Below are 15,046 nucleotides of genomic sequence, written 5' to 3'. Positions count from 1 at the left end.
CGTGCCGCCGTCGTCACCCCGTCACCATCCGTGACCTCCCCGACCGACCCCGGAGTAACCCCTGACACCACATCAGGGACGGATCGCGGGTGTACGTGCTCGATCAGGGCTGAGAAAGAGAGGGGGCGGTCGCAAGCCAAAGTTGCGGCCGTCCCCTCCTGACGCCGAGCCTAGCCGGTGGGCACGCTCGCCGCCGCCAACCTCACGACCAGGTGATCAGCCGCTTCGGCTGCTCCAGGATCGCCGCCACGTCGGCCAGCACCTTGGAGCCCAGCTCCCCGTCCACCAGGCGGTGGTCGAAGGAGAGCGCGAGGGTCGTCACCTGACGCGGCTTCACCTTGCCCTTGTGCACCCACGGCTGGAGTTTGATCGCGCCGACCGCCAGGATCGCCGACTCGCCCGGGTTGAGGATCGGCGTGCCCGTGTCGACGCCGAAGACGCCGACGTTGGTGATGGTCACCGTGCCGCCCTGCATCGCCGCGGGGGACGTCCTGCCCTCGCGGGCCGTGGACACCAGCTCGCCCAGCGCCTCCGCCAGCTGCGGAAGCGTCTTGTCGTGCGCGTCCTTGACGTTGGGGACGATCAGGCCGCGCGGGGTGGCGGCCGCGATGCCCAGGTTGACGTAGTGCTTGCGCACGATCTCCTGGTTGGCCTCGTCCCAGGACGCGTTGATGTCCGGGTTGCGCTTGATGGCTACCAGCAGGGCCTTGGCGATCAGCAGCAGCGGGTTGACCCGCAGGCCCTGCATCTCCTTGTCCTGCTTCAGCTCCTCGACCAGCTTCAGCGTGCGGGTGACGTCCACCGTCACGAACTCGGTGACGTGCGGCGCCGTGAACGCCGAGCCGACCATCGCCTGCGCGGTGGCCTTGCGGACACCCTTGACGGGGATCCGGGTCTCGCGCGCGGTGTCGTACGACGCCACGGGCGCCGGGACCGTCGCGGTGGCGGGGGCCGCCGGGGCCTCCGTCGCGGCCGGGGCCGTCTGCTCGGCCGTCCGGGGCGTGGCCGCCGCGTGGACGTCCTCCCGGGTGATGACGCCGTCCGGGCCGGACGGGATGATCGCGGCCAGGTCGACGCCCAGGTCCTTCGCCAGCTTGCGCACCGGCGGCTTGGCCAGCGGACGCGGCTTGCCGGCGACCGCGCCGCCGTGGCCGTTCAGCTCCGCCTGGATGGCCTGCGCCGGCGCGGGGACGCCGGCCTCGGGGCTCTTGCGGGGGCGGCGCCTGGTGGAGGAGGTCGCCACGCCGTAGCCCACCAGGACCGGCTGGCGGCCCTCCGGCTTCGGCTCCTCCTTCGCCGGGGCGGGTGCCGCCTCGGGCTGGGCCGCCGGGGCCTCCGGCGCGTCACCGCCGCCCACCGCCACCGCGATGATGGGCGTGCCCACGTCCACCGTGGTGCCCTCGGGGAAACGCAGCTCGCGGACCACGCCGTCGTAGGGGATGGGCAGTTCGACGGCCGCCTTCGCCGTCTCGACCTCGCACACCACCTGGCCGTCCGTCACCGTGTCGCCCGGCTGCACGTACCACTTGAGGATCTCGGCCTCGGTGAGTCCCTCGCCCACGTCGGGCATCTTGAACTCGCGTACGGACGCTTCCGTCATCGTCGTCACGACCTCTCCTCAGTACGCCAGCGAGCGGTCGACGGCGTCGAGCACACGGTCCAGGTCCGGCAGGTACTCCTCCTCCAGGCGCGCCGGCGGGTACGGCGCGTGGTAGCCGCCGACCCGCAGGACCGGGGCCTCCAGGTGGTAGAAGCAACGCTCGGTGATCCGGGCGGCGATCTCCGCGCCGGAGCCGAAGAACACCGGGGCCTCGTGCACCACGACCAGGCGGCGGGTCTTCTCCACCGAGGCCTGGACGGAGTCGAAGTCGAGGGGGCTGACCGAGCGCAGGTCCAGGACCTCCAGGGACTTGCCCTCCTCGGCCGCCGCGTCCGCGGCCTCCCGGCACAGCTTCACCATCGGGCCGTAGGCCGCCAGGGTGAGGTCCGTGCCCTCGCGGACCACGCGCGCCTTGTGCAGCGGGGCGGGGATCGCCTCGGGGTCGACCTCGGCCTTGTCCCAGTAGCGCCGCTTCGGCTCGAAGTAGATCACCGGGTCGTCGCTCTGGATGGCCTGCTGCATCATCCAGTAGGCGTCGGAGGAGTTCGACGGCGAGACCACCTTCAGGCCCGCCACGTGGGCGAACAGCGCTTCCGGCGACTCCGAGTGGTGCTCGACCGCGCCGATGCCGCCGCCGTAGGGGATGCGGACGACGACCGGCAGCTTGACCTTGCCCAGCGAGCGGGCGTGCATCTTGGCGAGCTGGGTGACGATCTGGTCGTAGGCCGGGAAGACGAAGCCGTCGAACTGGATCTCCACCACCGGGCGGTAGCCGCGCAGGGCCAGGCCGATCGCGGTGCCGACGATGCCGGACTCGGCGAGCGGGGTGTCGATGACCCGGCTCTCGCCGAAGTCCTTCTGCAGACCGTCGGTCACCCGGAACACGCCGCCGAGCTTGCCGACGTCCTCGCCCATGACCAGCACCTTGGGGTCGGTGTCCAGGGCGCGGCGCAGCGACTCGTTGATGGCCTTGGCCATCGCCATCTTCTCGGCCATCTCAGTGACCCCCTTCATCGGCGAACGACGCCTGGTAGGCGGCGAACTGGGCGCGCTCCTCGTCGACGAGCGCGTGCCCGTCCGCGTACGCGTTCTCGAAGATGGCGAAGTGGTCCGGGTCGGGCATGGCGCGGACCGCTTCGCGCACTCGTTTGCCCAACGACTCGGACTCGCTCTCGAGTTCCGCGAAGAATCCCTCGTCCGCGTGGTGTGAGGTCTCCAGATACCGGCGGAGGCGCAGGATCGGGTCCTTCGCCTCCCAGGCCAGCCGCTCCTCGTCGCCCCGGTAGCGGGTGGGGTCGTCGGAGGTGGTGTGGGCGCCCATGCGGTAGGTGAACGCCTCCACCAGGGTGGGGCCCTCGCCGCTGCGGGCGCGCTCCAGTGCCCGCTTGGTGACCGCCAGGCAGGCCAGCACGTCGTTGCCGTCGACCCGGACGCCCGGGAAGCCGTAGCCCTGCGCGCGCTGGTAGAGCGGCACGCGGGTCTGGCGCTCGGTCGGCTCGGAGATCGCCCACTGGTTGTTCTGGCAGAAGAACACCACCGGGGCGTTGTAGACCGCGGCGAAGGTGAACGATTCGGCGACGTCGCCCTGGCTGGAGGCGCCGTCGCCGAAGTAGGCGATGACCGCCGAGTCCGCGCCGTCCTTGGCCACGCCCATCGCGTAGCCGGTGGCGTGCAGCGTCTGGGAGCCGATGACGATCGTGTACAGGTGGAAGTTGTTGCTGTTCGGGTCCCAGCCGCCGTTGTTGACGCCCCGGAACATGCCGAGCAGGTTGGTCGGGTCGACCCCGCGGCACCAGGCGACGCCGTGCTCGCGGTAGGTCGGGAAGACGTAGTCGTCCTCGCGGGTGGCCCGGCCGGAGCCGATCTGGGCGGCCTCCTGGCCCAGCAGGGAGGCCCACAGGCCCAGCTCGCCCTGGCGCTGCAGGGCGGTGGCCTCGGCGTCGAAGCGGCGGGTGAGCACCATGTCGCGGTACAGGCCGCGGAGCTCTTCGGGGGTGATGCCGGCGACGTAGGGGTCGTACTCGGCGTTCTTGACCCGCTTGCCCTCGGGCGTCAGGAGCTGCACGAGTTCCGGGTCGGTGCTCTTCTTCGCGGTGCTGCGGGTGGTACGGGTGGTGCGCTTGGTGCCGGTGGCTCCGGACGTGCCGGCGGTGCCGGTCTCGCTGCCGGTGGTGCCGGCCTTGCCTGCGGCGCTGCGTCGCGGCTTGCGCGCGGCACTGCTCTCCACGGTCACGTGTGCTCCTCCGTCGTTCCGGCCCCCGGGGTTGCCGGTAGGCCAGTGCGGCTCACCTGTTTCGACCACCGGGCACGGGGTGGGTGCCACTCGGCCGGGAACAGGCGTGACAGGTGCCCCGGCGAGCGCCCTGCAACCATCACGTTACCCAGTGCCTCACATTTCTGTGAAACCCCGTTTGACCTGCGATTTTGCTTGGATTTCCAAGTAAATCGAGGTGGTGTGAAAGCGCCTGGTCACAGCCTTGCGCCACTCCGGAGCACCCGCACGTTATCCCGCGCACCCAGGTCACGGGAAGGGTTTCATGTGAGACGGGCCTCGTAGACGAAGCAGGAAAAGTCGGGGTTTTTCCGATCACGGGATTCCGATCGGCGCGCCCATGACGGCCGGACGTCACCCGCGCGCGAGCCGGAAAGCACTCTCGTGACCGAATGCGACCGTCGGCGACTGCCTGTGACAAGGCCCAGCTCACGGGGGCGGCGCGTGCCCTAACATCTGGCGCGTGCCGCGCTCATGTGTACCACCCCCCGGTTCCCACGCACCCCCTCTGGGCGCCCTGCTCCGCCTCTACGCCGCGGGAACCGCCCTCACCTGTGAGCCGGTCGACCAGGGACTCCTCAACCGCGGCTACCGGCTGTGCACCACCCGCGGCCGCTACTTCCTCAAGCACCACTTCGACCCGGACACCGCCGACCCCGTCGCCATCGAACGCCGGCACCGGGCCACCCAGCGCCTCGCCGACCTCGGCGTCCCGGTCGCCCCGCCGCTCGCGGACCGCGAGGGCCGCACGGTCGCCGTCATCGGCGGCCGCGCCTACGCCCTGCACCCCTGGATCGACGGCAGGCACCGCCACGGCGGCCAGCTCACCCGCGGGGAGAGCGCACGCCTGGGGGCGCTCCTGGGCGCCGTACACGCCTGCCTGGAGCGGGTGATGCCGCCCAAGGGGCGCACCCGGCCGGCCACCGGCCCGCACCCCGTGGAGAGCGCCGACCCGGCCGACACCTTCGCCCTCATCGACGACCTGCTCGCCCACGTGCGCCGGCACCGGCCCGCCGACGCCTTCGACGAACTCGCCCGGCACCGGCTGCTGGAGCGCCGCGCGCTCCTGGAGCAGCACGCGGACCGGCGCCCGCCGCGCGGCGGTTCGGTGGGCTGGGTGCACGGCGACTTCCACCCGTTCAACCTGCTCTACAAGGACGACGACGCCCCCGCGGCCATCGTGGACTGGGACCGACTCGGCGTGCAGCCGCGCGCGGAGGAGGCGGTACGCGCCGCCGTCATCTTCTTCGTGCGGCCCGGCGGAACGCTGGACCTGCCGAAAGTACGTGCCTACGCGCGCGCGTACCGGCGCGCGGCCGGCGACACGCCCTCGGGGCTTGCGGCGGCCGTGCACCGGGTGTGGTGGGAGCGGCTGAACGACTTCTGGATGCTGCGCTGGCACTACGAGCGCGGCGACACGCGCGCGGACTGCCAGTTCCCCGCCGCGTCGGCGCTCGCCGGATGGTGGACGCGCGAGTACGACGCGGTGTGCGACGCGTTCGTGGGGTGAGCGGCCGGCGTCATCTCAGGGTGACGCCGGTCCGGTCACCGGAGGCTCGCTTCAACCGGTGGTGTCGCCGGTGCTGCCGTCGGTCGTGGTGCCCTCGGTGGCCCCGGCGTCACCGGTGCCCGCGTCCGTGCCGCCGGCGGTGGTACCGGCGTCCGTGCCGCCGGCGGTGGTGCCCGCGTCCGTGCCGCCGTTCGTCGGGTCCGTGGGCTTCGACGGCGTGGTCTGCGGGTCCGACGGCTCGTTGCTCGGCGTCGAACTGGCCGACTGCGACGGGGTGGACGACGGCGTGGACTCCTGCGGCCAGCCGGAGCCGGAGCCCGTGCCCGAGCCCGAACCGGTCTCCGTGGAGGACTTCGAGGGCTGGCCGGTGTCCTCGTCGGACGGCGTCGAGGAGGGCGTCTCCTTCTTCGTGCTCTTGGAGTGCGTCGTCTTCGGCTTGGTGTCGGTGCCGTTGCCGCCGTCGTTGTTCGCGCGGTTCACCGCCAGCGCGACGCCCGCCGCGATCGCGATGACCGCGAGGACGGCGAGGATCCACAGCTTGCCGCGTCCGCTGCCCTTGTTGCCGTGCCCCTCGAAGCCGCCCTCGTCGCCGCCGCCGTAGCCCGTGGGCAGGATGGGCTGCGGGATCTGCGCGGTGCCGCCGCCGTCGCCGGGGTGCGGCATGACGGTCGTCCCGGCGAAACCGGCCGCCGGGGTCTGCCGGCCGTCGTGCGCCGCCACCGGGCCGGTGTTCCAGGTGCCGGTGTGGCCGCCCTGGTCGTACAGCATCTGCAGGCCGTACTGGACCAGGCCGCGCATCTCCTCGGCGGTCTGGAAGCGGTCGTCGGGGTCCTTGGCGAGGGAGCGCATGACCAGGCCGTCCAGCTCCGGCGGGCAGCCCTCGGAGACCTCCGACGGCGGGGTCGGGATGTCCTGGACGTGCTGGTAGACCACCGACAGCGGGGTCTCGCCGGTGAACGGGGGCCGCAGGGAGAGCAGTTCGTACAGCAGGCAGCCGGTCGCGTACAGGTCGGAGCGGTGGTCGACGGCCTTGCCGAGCGCCTGCTCCGGGGAGAGGTACTGCGGGGTGCCCATGACCATGCCGGTCTGCGTCATCGTCGTGGACGCGCCGTGCAGGGCGCGGGCGATGCCGAAGTCCATCACCTTGACGGCGCCGCTGTGGGTGATGATGACATTCGCCGGTTTGATGTCACGGTGCACGATGCCATGCTGGTGCGAGTAGGCGAGCGCCTCCAGCACACCGGAGACGATGATCAGGGCCTGCTCGGGTCCCGGCGCCTCGGCGTTCAGCAACAGGTCGCGGATGGTGCGTCCCTCGACCAGCTCCATGACGATGTACGGCACGGACTGGCCGCCCACGACGTCCTCGCCGGAGTCGTACACGGCGACGATCGCGTGGTGGTTGAGGCCGGCGACCGACTGCGCCTCGCGGGTGAAACGGGCCTTGGAGACGGGGTCCTCGGCCAGGTCCGCGCGCAGCAGCTTGACCGCGACCGTGCGGCCCAGACGGACGTCCTCGGCCGCGAACACCTCGGCCATGCCGCCCCGGCCCAGCCGGTGCGTGAGCCGGTACCGGCCGTCGCCGACGAGCCCTCCGTTGCCCCACATCTCCGGCGCGTCAGACATGCCGCCGCCAGTCGCCTCGGGGTCGGACGGGCCCTGAGAGCGCTGCGTCTGTGCCATCAGTCCTCGCCGTCGTTTCTGCCCGCGGTGCGCGCGGTGTTGTCACGGTCTCCGTCGGCCACGCTACAGCCTCCGCGGGAGCCACCGGTTCGGAACGGGAACCGGAACCGACCCGAGACTGACCGGCCATGAAACCTCTAGCACGCGCTGTCGTGCAAATTCTGTGCGCCCGTCGTACGACCCCTGTAACGCTTGCGCGACGCTTCTTGCGCGTACGGTCACGGAACGGGCAGCGAGCTTGACCTGTCAGTGCCCTGGGGCAGACTTGGCCGGGAATGACACATGCGATCAAGGCCCGTCCGCCGGCTGACGGCGGGGGGCGGCCGGTGGGGGACGCGGAGAGATGAGCCAGGACGGCACACAGGGCCGGTACGCGGGGCAGTCCCTGGCCGGGGGCCGGTACCAGCTGCGCGACCTGCTGGGCGAGGGCGGCATGGCCTCGGTCCACCTGGCGTACGACGCGGTGCTGGACCGCCAGGTCGCCATCAAGACGCTCCACACCGAGCTGGGCCGCGAGCAGGCCTTCCGCGAGCGTTTCCGCCGTGAGGCGCAGGCCGTGGCCAAGCTCACGCACACCAATGTCGTCTCCGTCTTCGACACGGGCGAGGACACGCTGAACGGCATGGCGACGCCGTACATCGTCATGGAGTACGTCGAGGGCCGGCCGCTGGGCTCGGTCCTGGCGGAGGACATCCGGCGGTTCGGCGCGATGCCCGCCGACAAGGCGCTGAAGGTCACCGCCGACGTGCTCGCGGCCCTGGAGATCAGCCACGAGATGGGGCTGGTCCACCGCGACATCAAACCGGGCAACGTGATGGTGACCAAGCGCGGCGTGGTCAAGGTGATGGACTTCGGCATCGCGCGCGCCATGCAGTCCGGCGTCACCTCCATGACCCAGACCGGCATGGTCGTCGGCACCCCGCAGTACCTCTCGCCCGAGCAGGCCCTCGGCCGCGGGGTGGACGCCCGCGCCGACCTGTACTCGGTCGGCATCATGCTGTTCCAGCTGGTGACCGGACGGCTCCCGTTCGACGCGGACTCGCCGCTGGCGATCGCGTACGCGCACGTGCAGGAGGAGCCGGTGGCGCCCTCCTCGGTCAACCGCGCGCTGCCGCCCGCGGTGGACGCGCTGGTCGCCCGCGCCCTGAAGAAGAACCCGAACGAGCGCTTCCCGACCGCCGAGTCCATGCGCGCCGAGTGCCTGCGGGTCGCGGCCTCCTTCCAGGCGGCCCCGCCGAGCATCGCGCCGGGCGCCGGTCCGACGCAGAGCGGCTCGGGCGTCGGCTCCGCGGTGTTCCCGCCGGTCGACCGGACGGCCCCGGCACCGCACGGGCAGGTCCAGACGCCGTACCAGCCGGGCCCCGCCCCGACTCCGGCCCCGAACCCGTACGGCCACCCGACGCCCGCGGCCGCGTCCTACGGCTACCCGCAGCAGGGCTACCAGCCGCCTTCGGTGGGCTACGGCCCGCAGGCCGGCGCGCCGACCCCGCCGCCGTACACGATCGCGCCGCAGGCCGCGGGCCGGCCGGCCGGTCCGTCCGGCGGCGGCCTGAGGAAGCGGCCGGTGGTCGTCGGTTCGGTGGCCGTGGCGGCCATCGTGGTGGCGGGGCTGGTCGTCGCGCTGACGGTGAAGAACGCCGGCGACGACACCGGGGCCGGCTCCGGCGGAGCGAGCGCCTCGGCGTCCGCATCCCACCGCGCGGGCTACCGCGGACCGGACCGCACCCGGCGGATCGACAAGAGCAAGTGCACCGATCCGCAGGAGTCGTGGAAGGACCCCAAGAAGATCCAGCTGCCCGACTTCCGCTTCAAGGACATCCAGTCCGTGAAGGAGTGCCTGCAGGCCGCGGGCTGGAAGTGGAAGACCAAGCCCCAGGACGACAACACCTGGGGCGACGGGACCGTCCTGGACCAGTTCCCCACCGAGGGCACCGACGTCGACCCCGACAACCTGGACAGCATCGAGCTGAGCGTGTCCACGGGCAATCCGCCGCAGTGACCCGCGCGGGGGCGTGGGCCGGGCCCGGCGGTCCGGACGGGATCCACGGATGAGTCGGGCCCGGCGGTCGTCCGCCGGGCCCTACGTGTGCAGTGAGCCGTGTGTCGTCGGCCTTGTGTCTTACGGGTACGGCCGGTGGCCTACAGGTACGGCCCGCCCGAGCGACCGCCCGCGTGGTGGTCGTCGCCGCCCTCCTGGCCGGTCACCCCCGGCGGGAGCGCGCGGCGCATCTGCTCCAACTGGGCCCGTGCGGCCATCTGCTGGGCGAACAGCGTGGTCTGGATCCCGTGGAAGAGGCCCTCCAGCCAGCCCACCAACTGGGCCTGCGCGATCCGCAGTTCCGCGTCGGTCGGGGTGGCGTCGTCGGTGAACGGCAGCGAGAGCCGCTCCAGTTCCTCGACCAGCTCCGGGGCCAGACCATCCTCCAGCTCCTTCACCGAGCTGGCGTGGATCTCCTTCAGCCGCACCCGGCTGGCCTCGTCGAGGGGGGCGACGCGCACCTCCTCCAGCAGCTGCTTGATCATGCTGCCGATCCGCATGACCTTGGCCGGCTGTTCCACCTGCTCCGTCACCGGGGTCTCACGGGAGTCATCGTCCCTGCCGCCGCCGAGCGCCATCCCGTCCTGGCCCACGACGAGGATCTGGGGGTTCTCCGGCGACCGTTCGTTCCTCGGCATCTCCATGCCGCCATTCTCTCGCACGCCACCACCTCATCACCGTCCTGCCCCCACGTGGGGCTGATCCACCGTTTAGACCCGACGGAGCAATCCGAAATGCCCTCTTCGTCCTGGAATGTGAGGCTTGTTTCCGTCGGTTTTCCAACGGTCACGACACCCTGGGCTCCGGGAGGTCACGGACGTGACTCCACGCCTGCGACTCACACTCCGCAGTCTCCGGCTGCTGGTCCTCCTCACGGCGGCGGCACTGCCGGCGTACGGCATCGCCGTCGCGTACGGCGGCCCGCCGGGGCACCCCGCGGCAGCGGGCCCCGGCCGCGCGGTCACGCGGTACACCGCCGCGGGCCGCGGGCACCCGGAGCAGGGGCCACCGGGCCGCGACGGCCCCGGCCGGGCCCAGGCCGCTCCGGCCCCCTCCGCGCACCCGCACCGGGACGCGCCCGCCGCCGTCCCGCTGCCGTCCGACTCCGCCTCGGCGTCGGCCGGCGCCTACCGCCGGATCGCCACCGTCGAGCCGTCCCGGGCGGGCAGCCGGGCCGGTGAGGGGCGGATGCGGCCGGGCCGACCGGACGGGCCCGCGATCGAGGTGGAGGGCGACGACGATCCCCCGCCCGCCACCCCCGTCGCGCAGCCGGAAGAGCAGGAGGAGCCGGCGGAGCCCGAGGAGGCGGAGACCGCGCAGATACCGGGCGCCTCCTCGTCACCGCAGGAGGCCGGCTCCGCCCCGGCCGGGCACCCGGTGCAGCCCGTCCAGCAGGCGGCCCCGCAGGGTGAGGCCCCCACGGAGCCGGTCCTGCGGCTCCTGCCACTGGGCAGCGGCCTGGTCCTCATCGGACTGGGCCTGGGCCTGGCACTGCTGGGCCTGAGACTGCGCCGGAGCTGACCGGCCCCGCCGCTACGGCGCGACCAGCAGCACCTTGCCGATGTGACCGCTCTCCTCCACCAGCCGGTGCGCTTCGGCCGCGTCCGGCATCGGCACCTCGCGGTCCACGACCGGACGGACGTGCCCGGCGGCGAGCAGGGGCCACACATGCTCGCGTACGGCGGCGACGATGGCCGCCTTCTCCTCCAGCGGACGGGCCCGCAGCGAGGTCGCGCTGATCGCGGCCCGCTTGCCGAGCAGCGTGCCGATGTTCAGCTCGGCCTTCACCCCGCCCTGCATGCCGATGATCGCCAGGCGCCCGTTGACGGCGAGGGCCTGCACGTTGCGGTCCAGGTACTTGGCGCCCATGTTGTCGAGGATGACGTCGGCTCCCGCGCCGCCGGTGGCCTGCCGGATCTCGTCGACGAAGTCCTGCTCGCGGTAGTTGATGAGCACGTCCGCGCCCAGCTCGGCGCAGCGCTCCAGCTTCTCCTTGCTGCCCGCGGTCACCGCGACCCTGGCGCCGACGGCCTTGGCCAGCTGGATCGCCATGGTGCCGATGCCGCTGGAGCCGCCGTGCACCAGCAGTGTCTCGCCCGGGCGCAGGTGGGCGACCATGAACACGTTGGACCAGACGGTGCAGACGACCTCGGGCAGCGCCGCCGCCCGGGTCAGATCGACGCCCTCGGGCACGGGCAGCAGCTGTCCGGCCGGTACGGCGACCTTCTCGGCGTAGCCGCCGCCCGCGAGCAGCGCGCACACCGGGTCGCCGACGCTCCAGCCGGAGACGCCGGGACCGAGTGCGGCGACCCTGCCGGAGCACTCCAGGCCGGGGTAGGGGGAGGCGCCGGGCGGCGGGTCGTAGAAGCCCTGACGCTGCAGGATGTCGGCGCGGTTGACGGCGCTGGCCACCACCTCGACCAGCACCTCGCCCTCGCCGGGCACCGGATCGGGGACCTCGTCCCACACCAGCGCCTCGGGATCACCAGGTTCGGGAATCGTGATCGCATGCATACCGGTGACGCTACTCCCGGAGGATCGCTCACCCGCCGGGCAGGGGGCGGGTGTCGGGGGTGACCTGGGCGCCGGGGGTGACGCGGACGATCGTGATGAGCCGGTCCGTCAGCTGGAGGGTGCCGACGGCCGGATCGTCGTAGCCGAGCACCCGGTGGCCGCGGATGACGCTCACCACCAGGTCGTCCGTCTCGCGCGGCTTCCGGCCCACCTCGCCGCGGACGACGGGCCGTTCGAGTATGTCCAGTCCGCTGCCCTGCTGGATGAGGTCCTCCATGACCATGCCGGCGGCGGGACTGAGCACGGACAGGCCGAGCAGACGGCCTGCCGCGCCGGAACTGGTGATGACGGCGTCGGCGCCGGACTGCTTGAGCAGCGGCGCGTTCTCCTCCTCGCGCACCGCGGCCACGATCTTGGCAGTGCGGTTGAGCTGGCGGGCGGTCAGGGTGACGAGCACGGAGGTGTCGTCGCGCTGCGGGGCGACGATGATCTGCCGGGCCTTGTGCACCTCGGCCCGTTTCAGCACGTCACTGCGGGTGGCGTCGCCTATGACGCCGACGTAGCCCTCGGCGTTCGCCGCGTCGATCACCTTGGCGCTGGGGTCGACCACGACCACCTGTTCCTTCTTCAGACCGGTCGCGCAGACGGTCTGGATGGCCGACCGCCCCTTCGTGCCGAAGCCGACGACGACGGTGTGGTCACGCAAGGTGGACCTCCAGCGGTTCAGGCGCCATTCCTCACGGGTGCGTTCGGTGAGGACCTCCAGCGTGGTGCCGACCAGGATGATCAGGAACAGCACGCGCAGGGGCGTGATGACGAAGATGTTGGCGAGCCGGGCGCCGTCGCTGACCGGGGTGATGTCGCCGTATCCGGTGGTGGAGAGGGTGACGGTCGCGTAGTAGAACGCGTCGAGCAGGCCGACGGGGCCGTCGGAGTTGTCGTGGTAGCCGTCGCGGTCGGCGTAGACGACGAACGCGGTGGCGACCAGCACCACCAGGGCCATGATCAGCCGCTTGACGACCTGGCGGATCGGGCGCTCCACCACTTTCCTCGGCAGTTGCACCCGATGGGTCACCAGACGTTCGTCCGCGCGGCGGGCGATGGCGTCATGGCCCGGAAGTTTCACGTGAAACACACCCCGATCCCGGCGGCCGCCCACGGCAGGTCCAGCAGTTCCGTCTCCTCGCCCTGCCGCGCCCCGCCCGGTGGTACGACGGCCAGCGCATCGGCGGCCGCGATGCCCCGGAGCATGGCCGGGCCGCTGTAGTGCAGCGGCATGGCATGGTCGCCGCGCAGCACCACGGGGACGAGCCGGGTGTCGTACGGGTGCCCCTGCGTCGCCTCCCGCAGTGGCAGGGCGTACGGCTCGGGGGCGGGGTGGGCGGCGAGGGTCCGCAGCAACGGTTCGGCGAGGGTGAGCAGCCCGGAGACGGCCGCGAGGGGATTGCCGGGCAGGCCGACGAGGTGCTGGTGCTCCTTGGTGCGGGCCAGCAGCATGGGGTGGCCGGGGCGCACCTTGACGCCGTCGACGAGGAGTTCGGCGCCGACGCGTTCCAGGACCGGGTGGACGTGGTCGACCGGTCCGGACGCGGTACCGCCCGTGGTGACGATCAGGTCGGCCTCGCAGCGGGTGACGGCCCTCTGGAGCGCCCGGGCGTCGTCACCGATCCGGCGGACGGCGACGACCTCGGCGCCCAGCGCGCGCAGCCAGGGCGGCAGCATGGGGCCGAGGGCGTCCCTGATCAGCCCGTCATGCGGGAGTCCCTCGGTCAGCAGCTCGTCGCCGAGCACGAGGACCTCGACGCGGGGCCGGGGCACGACGGTGACCGTGTCGTAGCCGGCCGCCGCGGCCAGGCCGAGGACGGCGGGGGTGACCAGGGTGCCGACGGGCAGCAACTGGTCGCCGGTGCGGCACTCCTGGCCGCGCGGGCGGATGTCCTGGCCGTGGAGCATCTCGCGGGTGGTGTGCAGGCGGCCCTGGGCGTCGATCCGGCCGTGCTCGGTGCGCAGGACGGCGGTGGTGTCGGCGGGGATGCGGGCGCCGGTGGCGATCCGGACCGCCTCGCCGTCGGTGAGCGGCTCCGGCTGCGCGTGCCCGGCGAGCACGCCCTCCTCCCGCACCTGCCAGGGGCCGGGTCCGGCGACCGCCCAGCCGTCCATCGCGGAGGTGTCGAAGGAGGGCAGGTCGGTGAGCGCGTCCAGCGGGGTCGCCAGGGCCAGCCCGAGGGCGTCGCCGAGCGGCACACGGACGGGGGTGCGGCGGGCGCGGGAACGCCCGGCCCGGGCGGCGATCTCCCGGGCCCGGGGCCAGGGGGTGGCCCGGTGGGGTTCGGCGGGCCGCTCGCCGGGCGGCTGCGGGGCCGGGTCGGGTGTCCGGCCCGTGCCGTCGTCGGCGCCGTCGTCCCGGGGCTCCCTGTGGGCATCCCTCACCAGCGCCAGCGCCTCCTCGACGTCGAGGTCGTCGGTGTCCTCGGCGGGCGCCTCGGCCCGGGTGCCGGGGGCGGTCATCCGGCGTCCGGGGTGCTCGGGTCCCCGCTGCCGCCGTCCGGACCCCCGTCGCCCTCCTCCGCCCAGCGCAGCGCCAGCGCGGCGGCCCTGCGGGCGGCTTCGGCGACGGCCTCGGGGCCGCCCTTGCCCTGCGCCGCGGCATAGCCGACGAGAAAGGTGGTCAGCGGCGCCGCGGGGCGGGCCACGCCGTGCGCGGCGTCCCGGGCCAGGTCGAGCAGGACGCCGGTGTCGACGTCCAGGTCGATGCCCAGCTCGTCCTTGACTGCGGAGATCCATTCATCCAACACGTGTCCATGCTCCCTGATCCGTGCCCTGGCGTCGGCGATGTCGTCCCAGGTGTCGCAGTCGAAGGACGCGAGCGGGTCCGGGACGCGGGTGAGGCTCAGTGCTCCGGTCAGCCGGCGCAGCGGCAACCCGGTGAGACCGCCGTGCGCGGCGGCGAGTGAGGTCAGCTCGCGGCGCAGGGCGGCGGTGCGGTAGGCGGCCACGAGCGGCTGGTCGCGGCCGTCGGCATCGGTGAGCACCGCGCCGTCGGCACCGGTGTCCTGAAGGGCGGTCAGCAGGCCGCGCACAGTGGCTGGTTCGAGGAAGGGCAGGTCGGCGGAGAGCACGACGGTGTGCGCGGCGGTGGTGAGGCGCAGGCCGGCGTCCAGCGCGGCGACCGGTCCGCCGCCGGGCGGCTCCTCGCGCACCCAGCGCACCGGGCGGGCGGTGGGCCGGGGCGCGGCCACGACGACGGTCGTCCGGGCGTCCGCGCAGGCCGCGAGCACCCGGTCGAGCAGCGCGCGGCCCCCGACCCGGACGGCGGGCTTGTCGGCCCCGCCGAGCCGGCGGGCGGCACCGCCGGCCAGCACGACGGCGTCGTACGGCCCGGCGGGCACGGCGGGGGCGTTGTCGGTCATCCCCCGAGTATGTCCTGCC

Annotated in this window: 12 protein-coding genes; 3 read left to right on the top strand and 9 right to left on the bottom strand. The window is 72.9% G+C overall.

Annotation, left to right across the window (positions count from 1 at the left end; genetic code table 11):
- Window positions 1-202: 202 nt before the first annotated feature.
- Genes ACZ3ZD_RS16745 through pdhA form a run of 3 tightly spaced genes read right to left on the bottom strand, consistent with a single transcriptional unit; the run spans window position 203 to window position 3,833 of the window.
- Window positions 203-1,609 (bottom strand): dihydrolipoamide acetyltransferase family protein, encoded by a 1,407-nt coding sequence (locus ACZ3ZD_RS16745; protein ID WP_467397557.1) that lies wholly within the window; start codon window positions 1,607-1,609, stop codon window positions 203-205.
- 9 nt (window positions 1,610-1,618) lie between these two features.
- A complete protein-coding gene (locus tag ACZ3ZD_RS16740) occupies window positions 1,619-2,596 on the bottom strand; it encodes an alpha-ketoacid dehydrogenase subunit beta (RefSeq protein WP_467397555.1) in 978 nt (325 codons plus the stop codon).
- 1 nt (window position 2,597) lies between these two features.
- Window positions 2,598-3,833, bottom strand: coding sequence for a pyruvate dehydrogenase (acetyl-transferring) E1 component subunit alpha (pdhA, locus tag ACZ3ZD_RS16735; protein WP_467397553.1), 1,236 nt, complete (start codon window positions 3,831-3,833; stop codon window positions 2,598-2,600).
- 502 nt (window positions 3,834-4,335) lie between these two features.
- Between pdhA and ACZ3ZD_RS16730 the strand changes: the two genes are divergently transcribed.
- Entirely contained in the window at window positions 4,336-5,382 is a 1,047-nt protein-coding gene (locus tag ACZ3ZD_RS16730; protein ID WP_467397550.1) for a phosphotransferase, read from the top strand.
- 51 nt (window positions 5,383-5,433) lie between these two features.
- Here ACZ3ZD_RS16730 and ACZ3ZD_RS16725 read toward each other — a convergent pair whose 3' ends face one another.
- Complete coding sequence (locus ACZ3ZD_RS16725; RefSeq protein WP_467397548.1) at window positions 5,434-7,065, bottom strand: protein kinase domain-containing protein; 1,632 nt, start codon at window positions 7,063-7,065, stop codon at window positions 5,434-5,436.
- A 343-nt stretch (window positions 7,066-7,408) separates the two neighbouring features.
- On the opposite strand from ACZ3ZD_RS16725, the gene ACZ3ZD_RS16720 reads away from it, so the two are divergent.
- Window positions 7,409-9,064, top strand: a complete 1,656-nt coding sequence (locus tag ACZ3ZD_RS16720) for a Stk1 family PASTA domain-containing Ser/Thr kinase (RefSeq protein ID WP_467397546.1) — start codon at window positions 7,409-7,411, stop codon at window positions 9,062-9,064.
- 140 nt (window positions 9,065-9,204) lie between these two features.
- Here ACZ3ZD_RS16720 and ACZ3ZD_RS16715 read toward each other — a convergent pair whose 3' ends face one another.
- The gene (locus tag ACZ3ZD_RS16715) at window positions 9,205-9,747 is read right to left on the bottom strand and encodes a bacterial proteasome activator family protein (protein WP_467397544.1); all 543 of its coding nucleotides are present in this window, start codon (window positions 9,745-9,747) and stop codon (window positions 9,205-9,207) included.
- 175 nt (window positions 9,748-9,922) lie between these two features.
- Between ACZ3ZD_RS16715 and ACZ3ZD_RS16710 the strand changes: the two genes are divergently transcribed.
- Entirely contained in the window at window positions 9,923-10,624 is a 702-nt protein-coding gene (locus tag ACZ3ZD_RS16710) for a hypothetical protein (protein ID WP_467397541.1), read from the top strand.
- Window positions 10,625-10,636: 12 nt separating this feature from the next.
- Here the strand turns inward: ACZ3ZD_RS16710 and ACZ3ZD_RS16705 are convergent, their stop codons facing one another.
- From ACZ3ZD_RS16705 to ACZ3ZD_RS16690, 4 genes are read right to left on the bottom strand one after another with little or no spacing between them, the layout of a single operon-like run.
- The gene (locus tag ACZ3ZD_RS16705) at window positions 10,637-11,617 is read right to left on the bottom strand and encodes an NAD(P)H-quinone oxidoreductase (protein ID WP_467397539.1); all 981 of its coding nucleotides are present in this window, start codon (window positions 11,615-11,617) and stop codon (window positions 10,637-10,639) included.
- Between the two features lie 28 nt (window positions 11,618-11,645).
- On the bottom strand, window positions 11,646-12,743 hold the full coding sequence (locus ACZ3ZD_RS16700; protein ID WP_467397538.1) for a potassium channel family protein: 1,098 nt from the start codon (window positions 12,741-12,743) through the stop codon (window positions 11,646-11,648).
- The gene (locus ACZ3ZD_RS16695) at window positions 12,740-14,125 is read right to left on the bottom strand and encodes a molybdopterin molybdotransferase MoeA (protein WP_467397535.1); all 1,386 of its coding nucleotides are present in this window, start codon (window positions 14,123-14,125) and stop codon (window positions 12,740-12,742) included. Before ACZ3ZD_RS16695 ends, ACZ3ZD_RS16700 begins: the two co-directional genes overlap by 4 nt.
- The gene (locus ACZ3ZD_RS16690; RefSeq protein WP_467397533.1) at window positions 14,122-15,027 is read right to left on the bottom strand and encodes an NTP transferase domain-containing protein; all 906 of its coding nucleotides are present in this window, start codon (window positions 15,025-15,027) and stop codon (window positions 14,122-14,124) included. Before ACZ3ZD_RS16690 ends, ACZ3ZD_RS16695 begins: the two co-directional genes overlap by 4 nt.
- Window positions 15,028-15,046: the final 19 nt, after the last annotated feature.

The sequence above is a fragment of the Streptomyces sp. NPDC023481 genome (genome assembly GCF_055560195.1).
This window is presented reverse-complemented; position numbering and strand designations above follow the sequence as displayed.

Excerpts from the sequence above, each read along its gene's own strand:
- ACZ3ZD_RS16740 (WP_467397555.1), bottom strand. The coding sequence starts at position 2,596 with ATGGCCGAGAAGATGGCGATGGCCAAGGCCATCAACGAGTCGCTGCGC.
- ACZ3ZD_RS16725 (WP_467397548.1), bottom strand. The coding sequence starts at position 7,065 with ATGGCACAGACGCAGCGCTCTCAGGGCCCGTCCGACCCCGAGGCGACT.
- ACZ3ZD_RS16720 (WP_467397546.1), top strand. The coding sequence starts at position 7,409 with ATGAGCCAGGACGGCACACAGGGCCGGTACGCGGGGCAGTCCCTGGCC.
- ACZ3ZD_RS16715 (WP_467397544.1), bottom strand. The coding sequence starts at position 9,747 with ATGGAGATGCCGAGGAACGAACGGTCGCCGGAGAACCCCCAGATCCTC.
- ACZ3ZD_RS16705 (WP_467397539.1), bottom strand. The coding sequence starts at position 11,617 with ATGCATGCGATCACGATTCCCGAACCTGGTGATCCCGAGGCGCTGGTG.
- ACZ3ZD_RS16695 (WP_467397535.1), bottom strand. The coding sequence starts at position 14,125 with ATGACCGCCCCCGGCACCCGGGCCGAGGCGCCCGCCGAGGACACCGAC.
- ACZ3ZD_RS16690 (WP_467397533.1), bottom strand. The coding sequence starts at position 15,027 with ATGACCGACAACGCCCCCGCCGTGCCCGCCGGGCCGTACGACGCCGTC.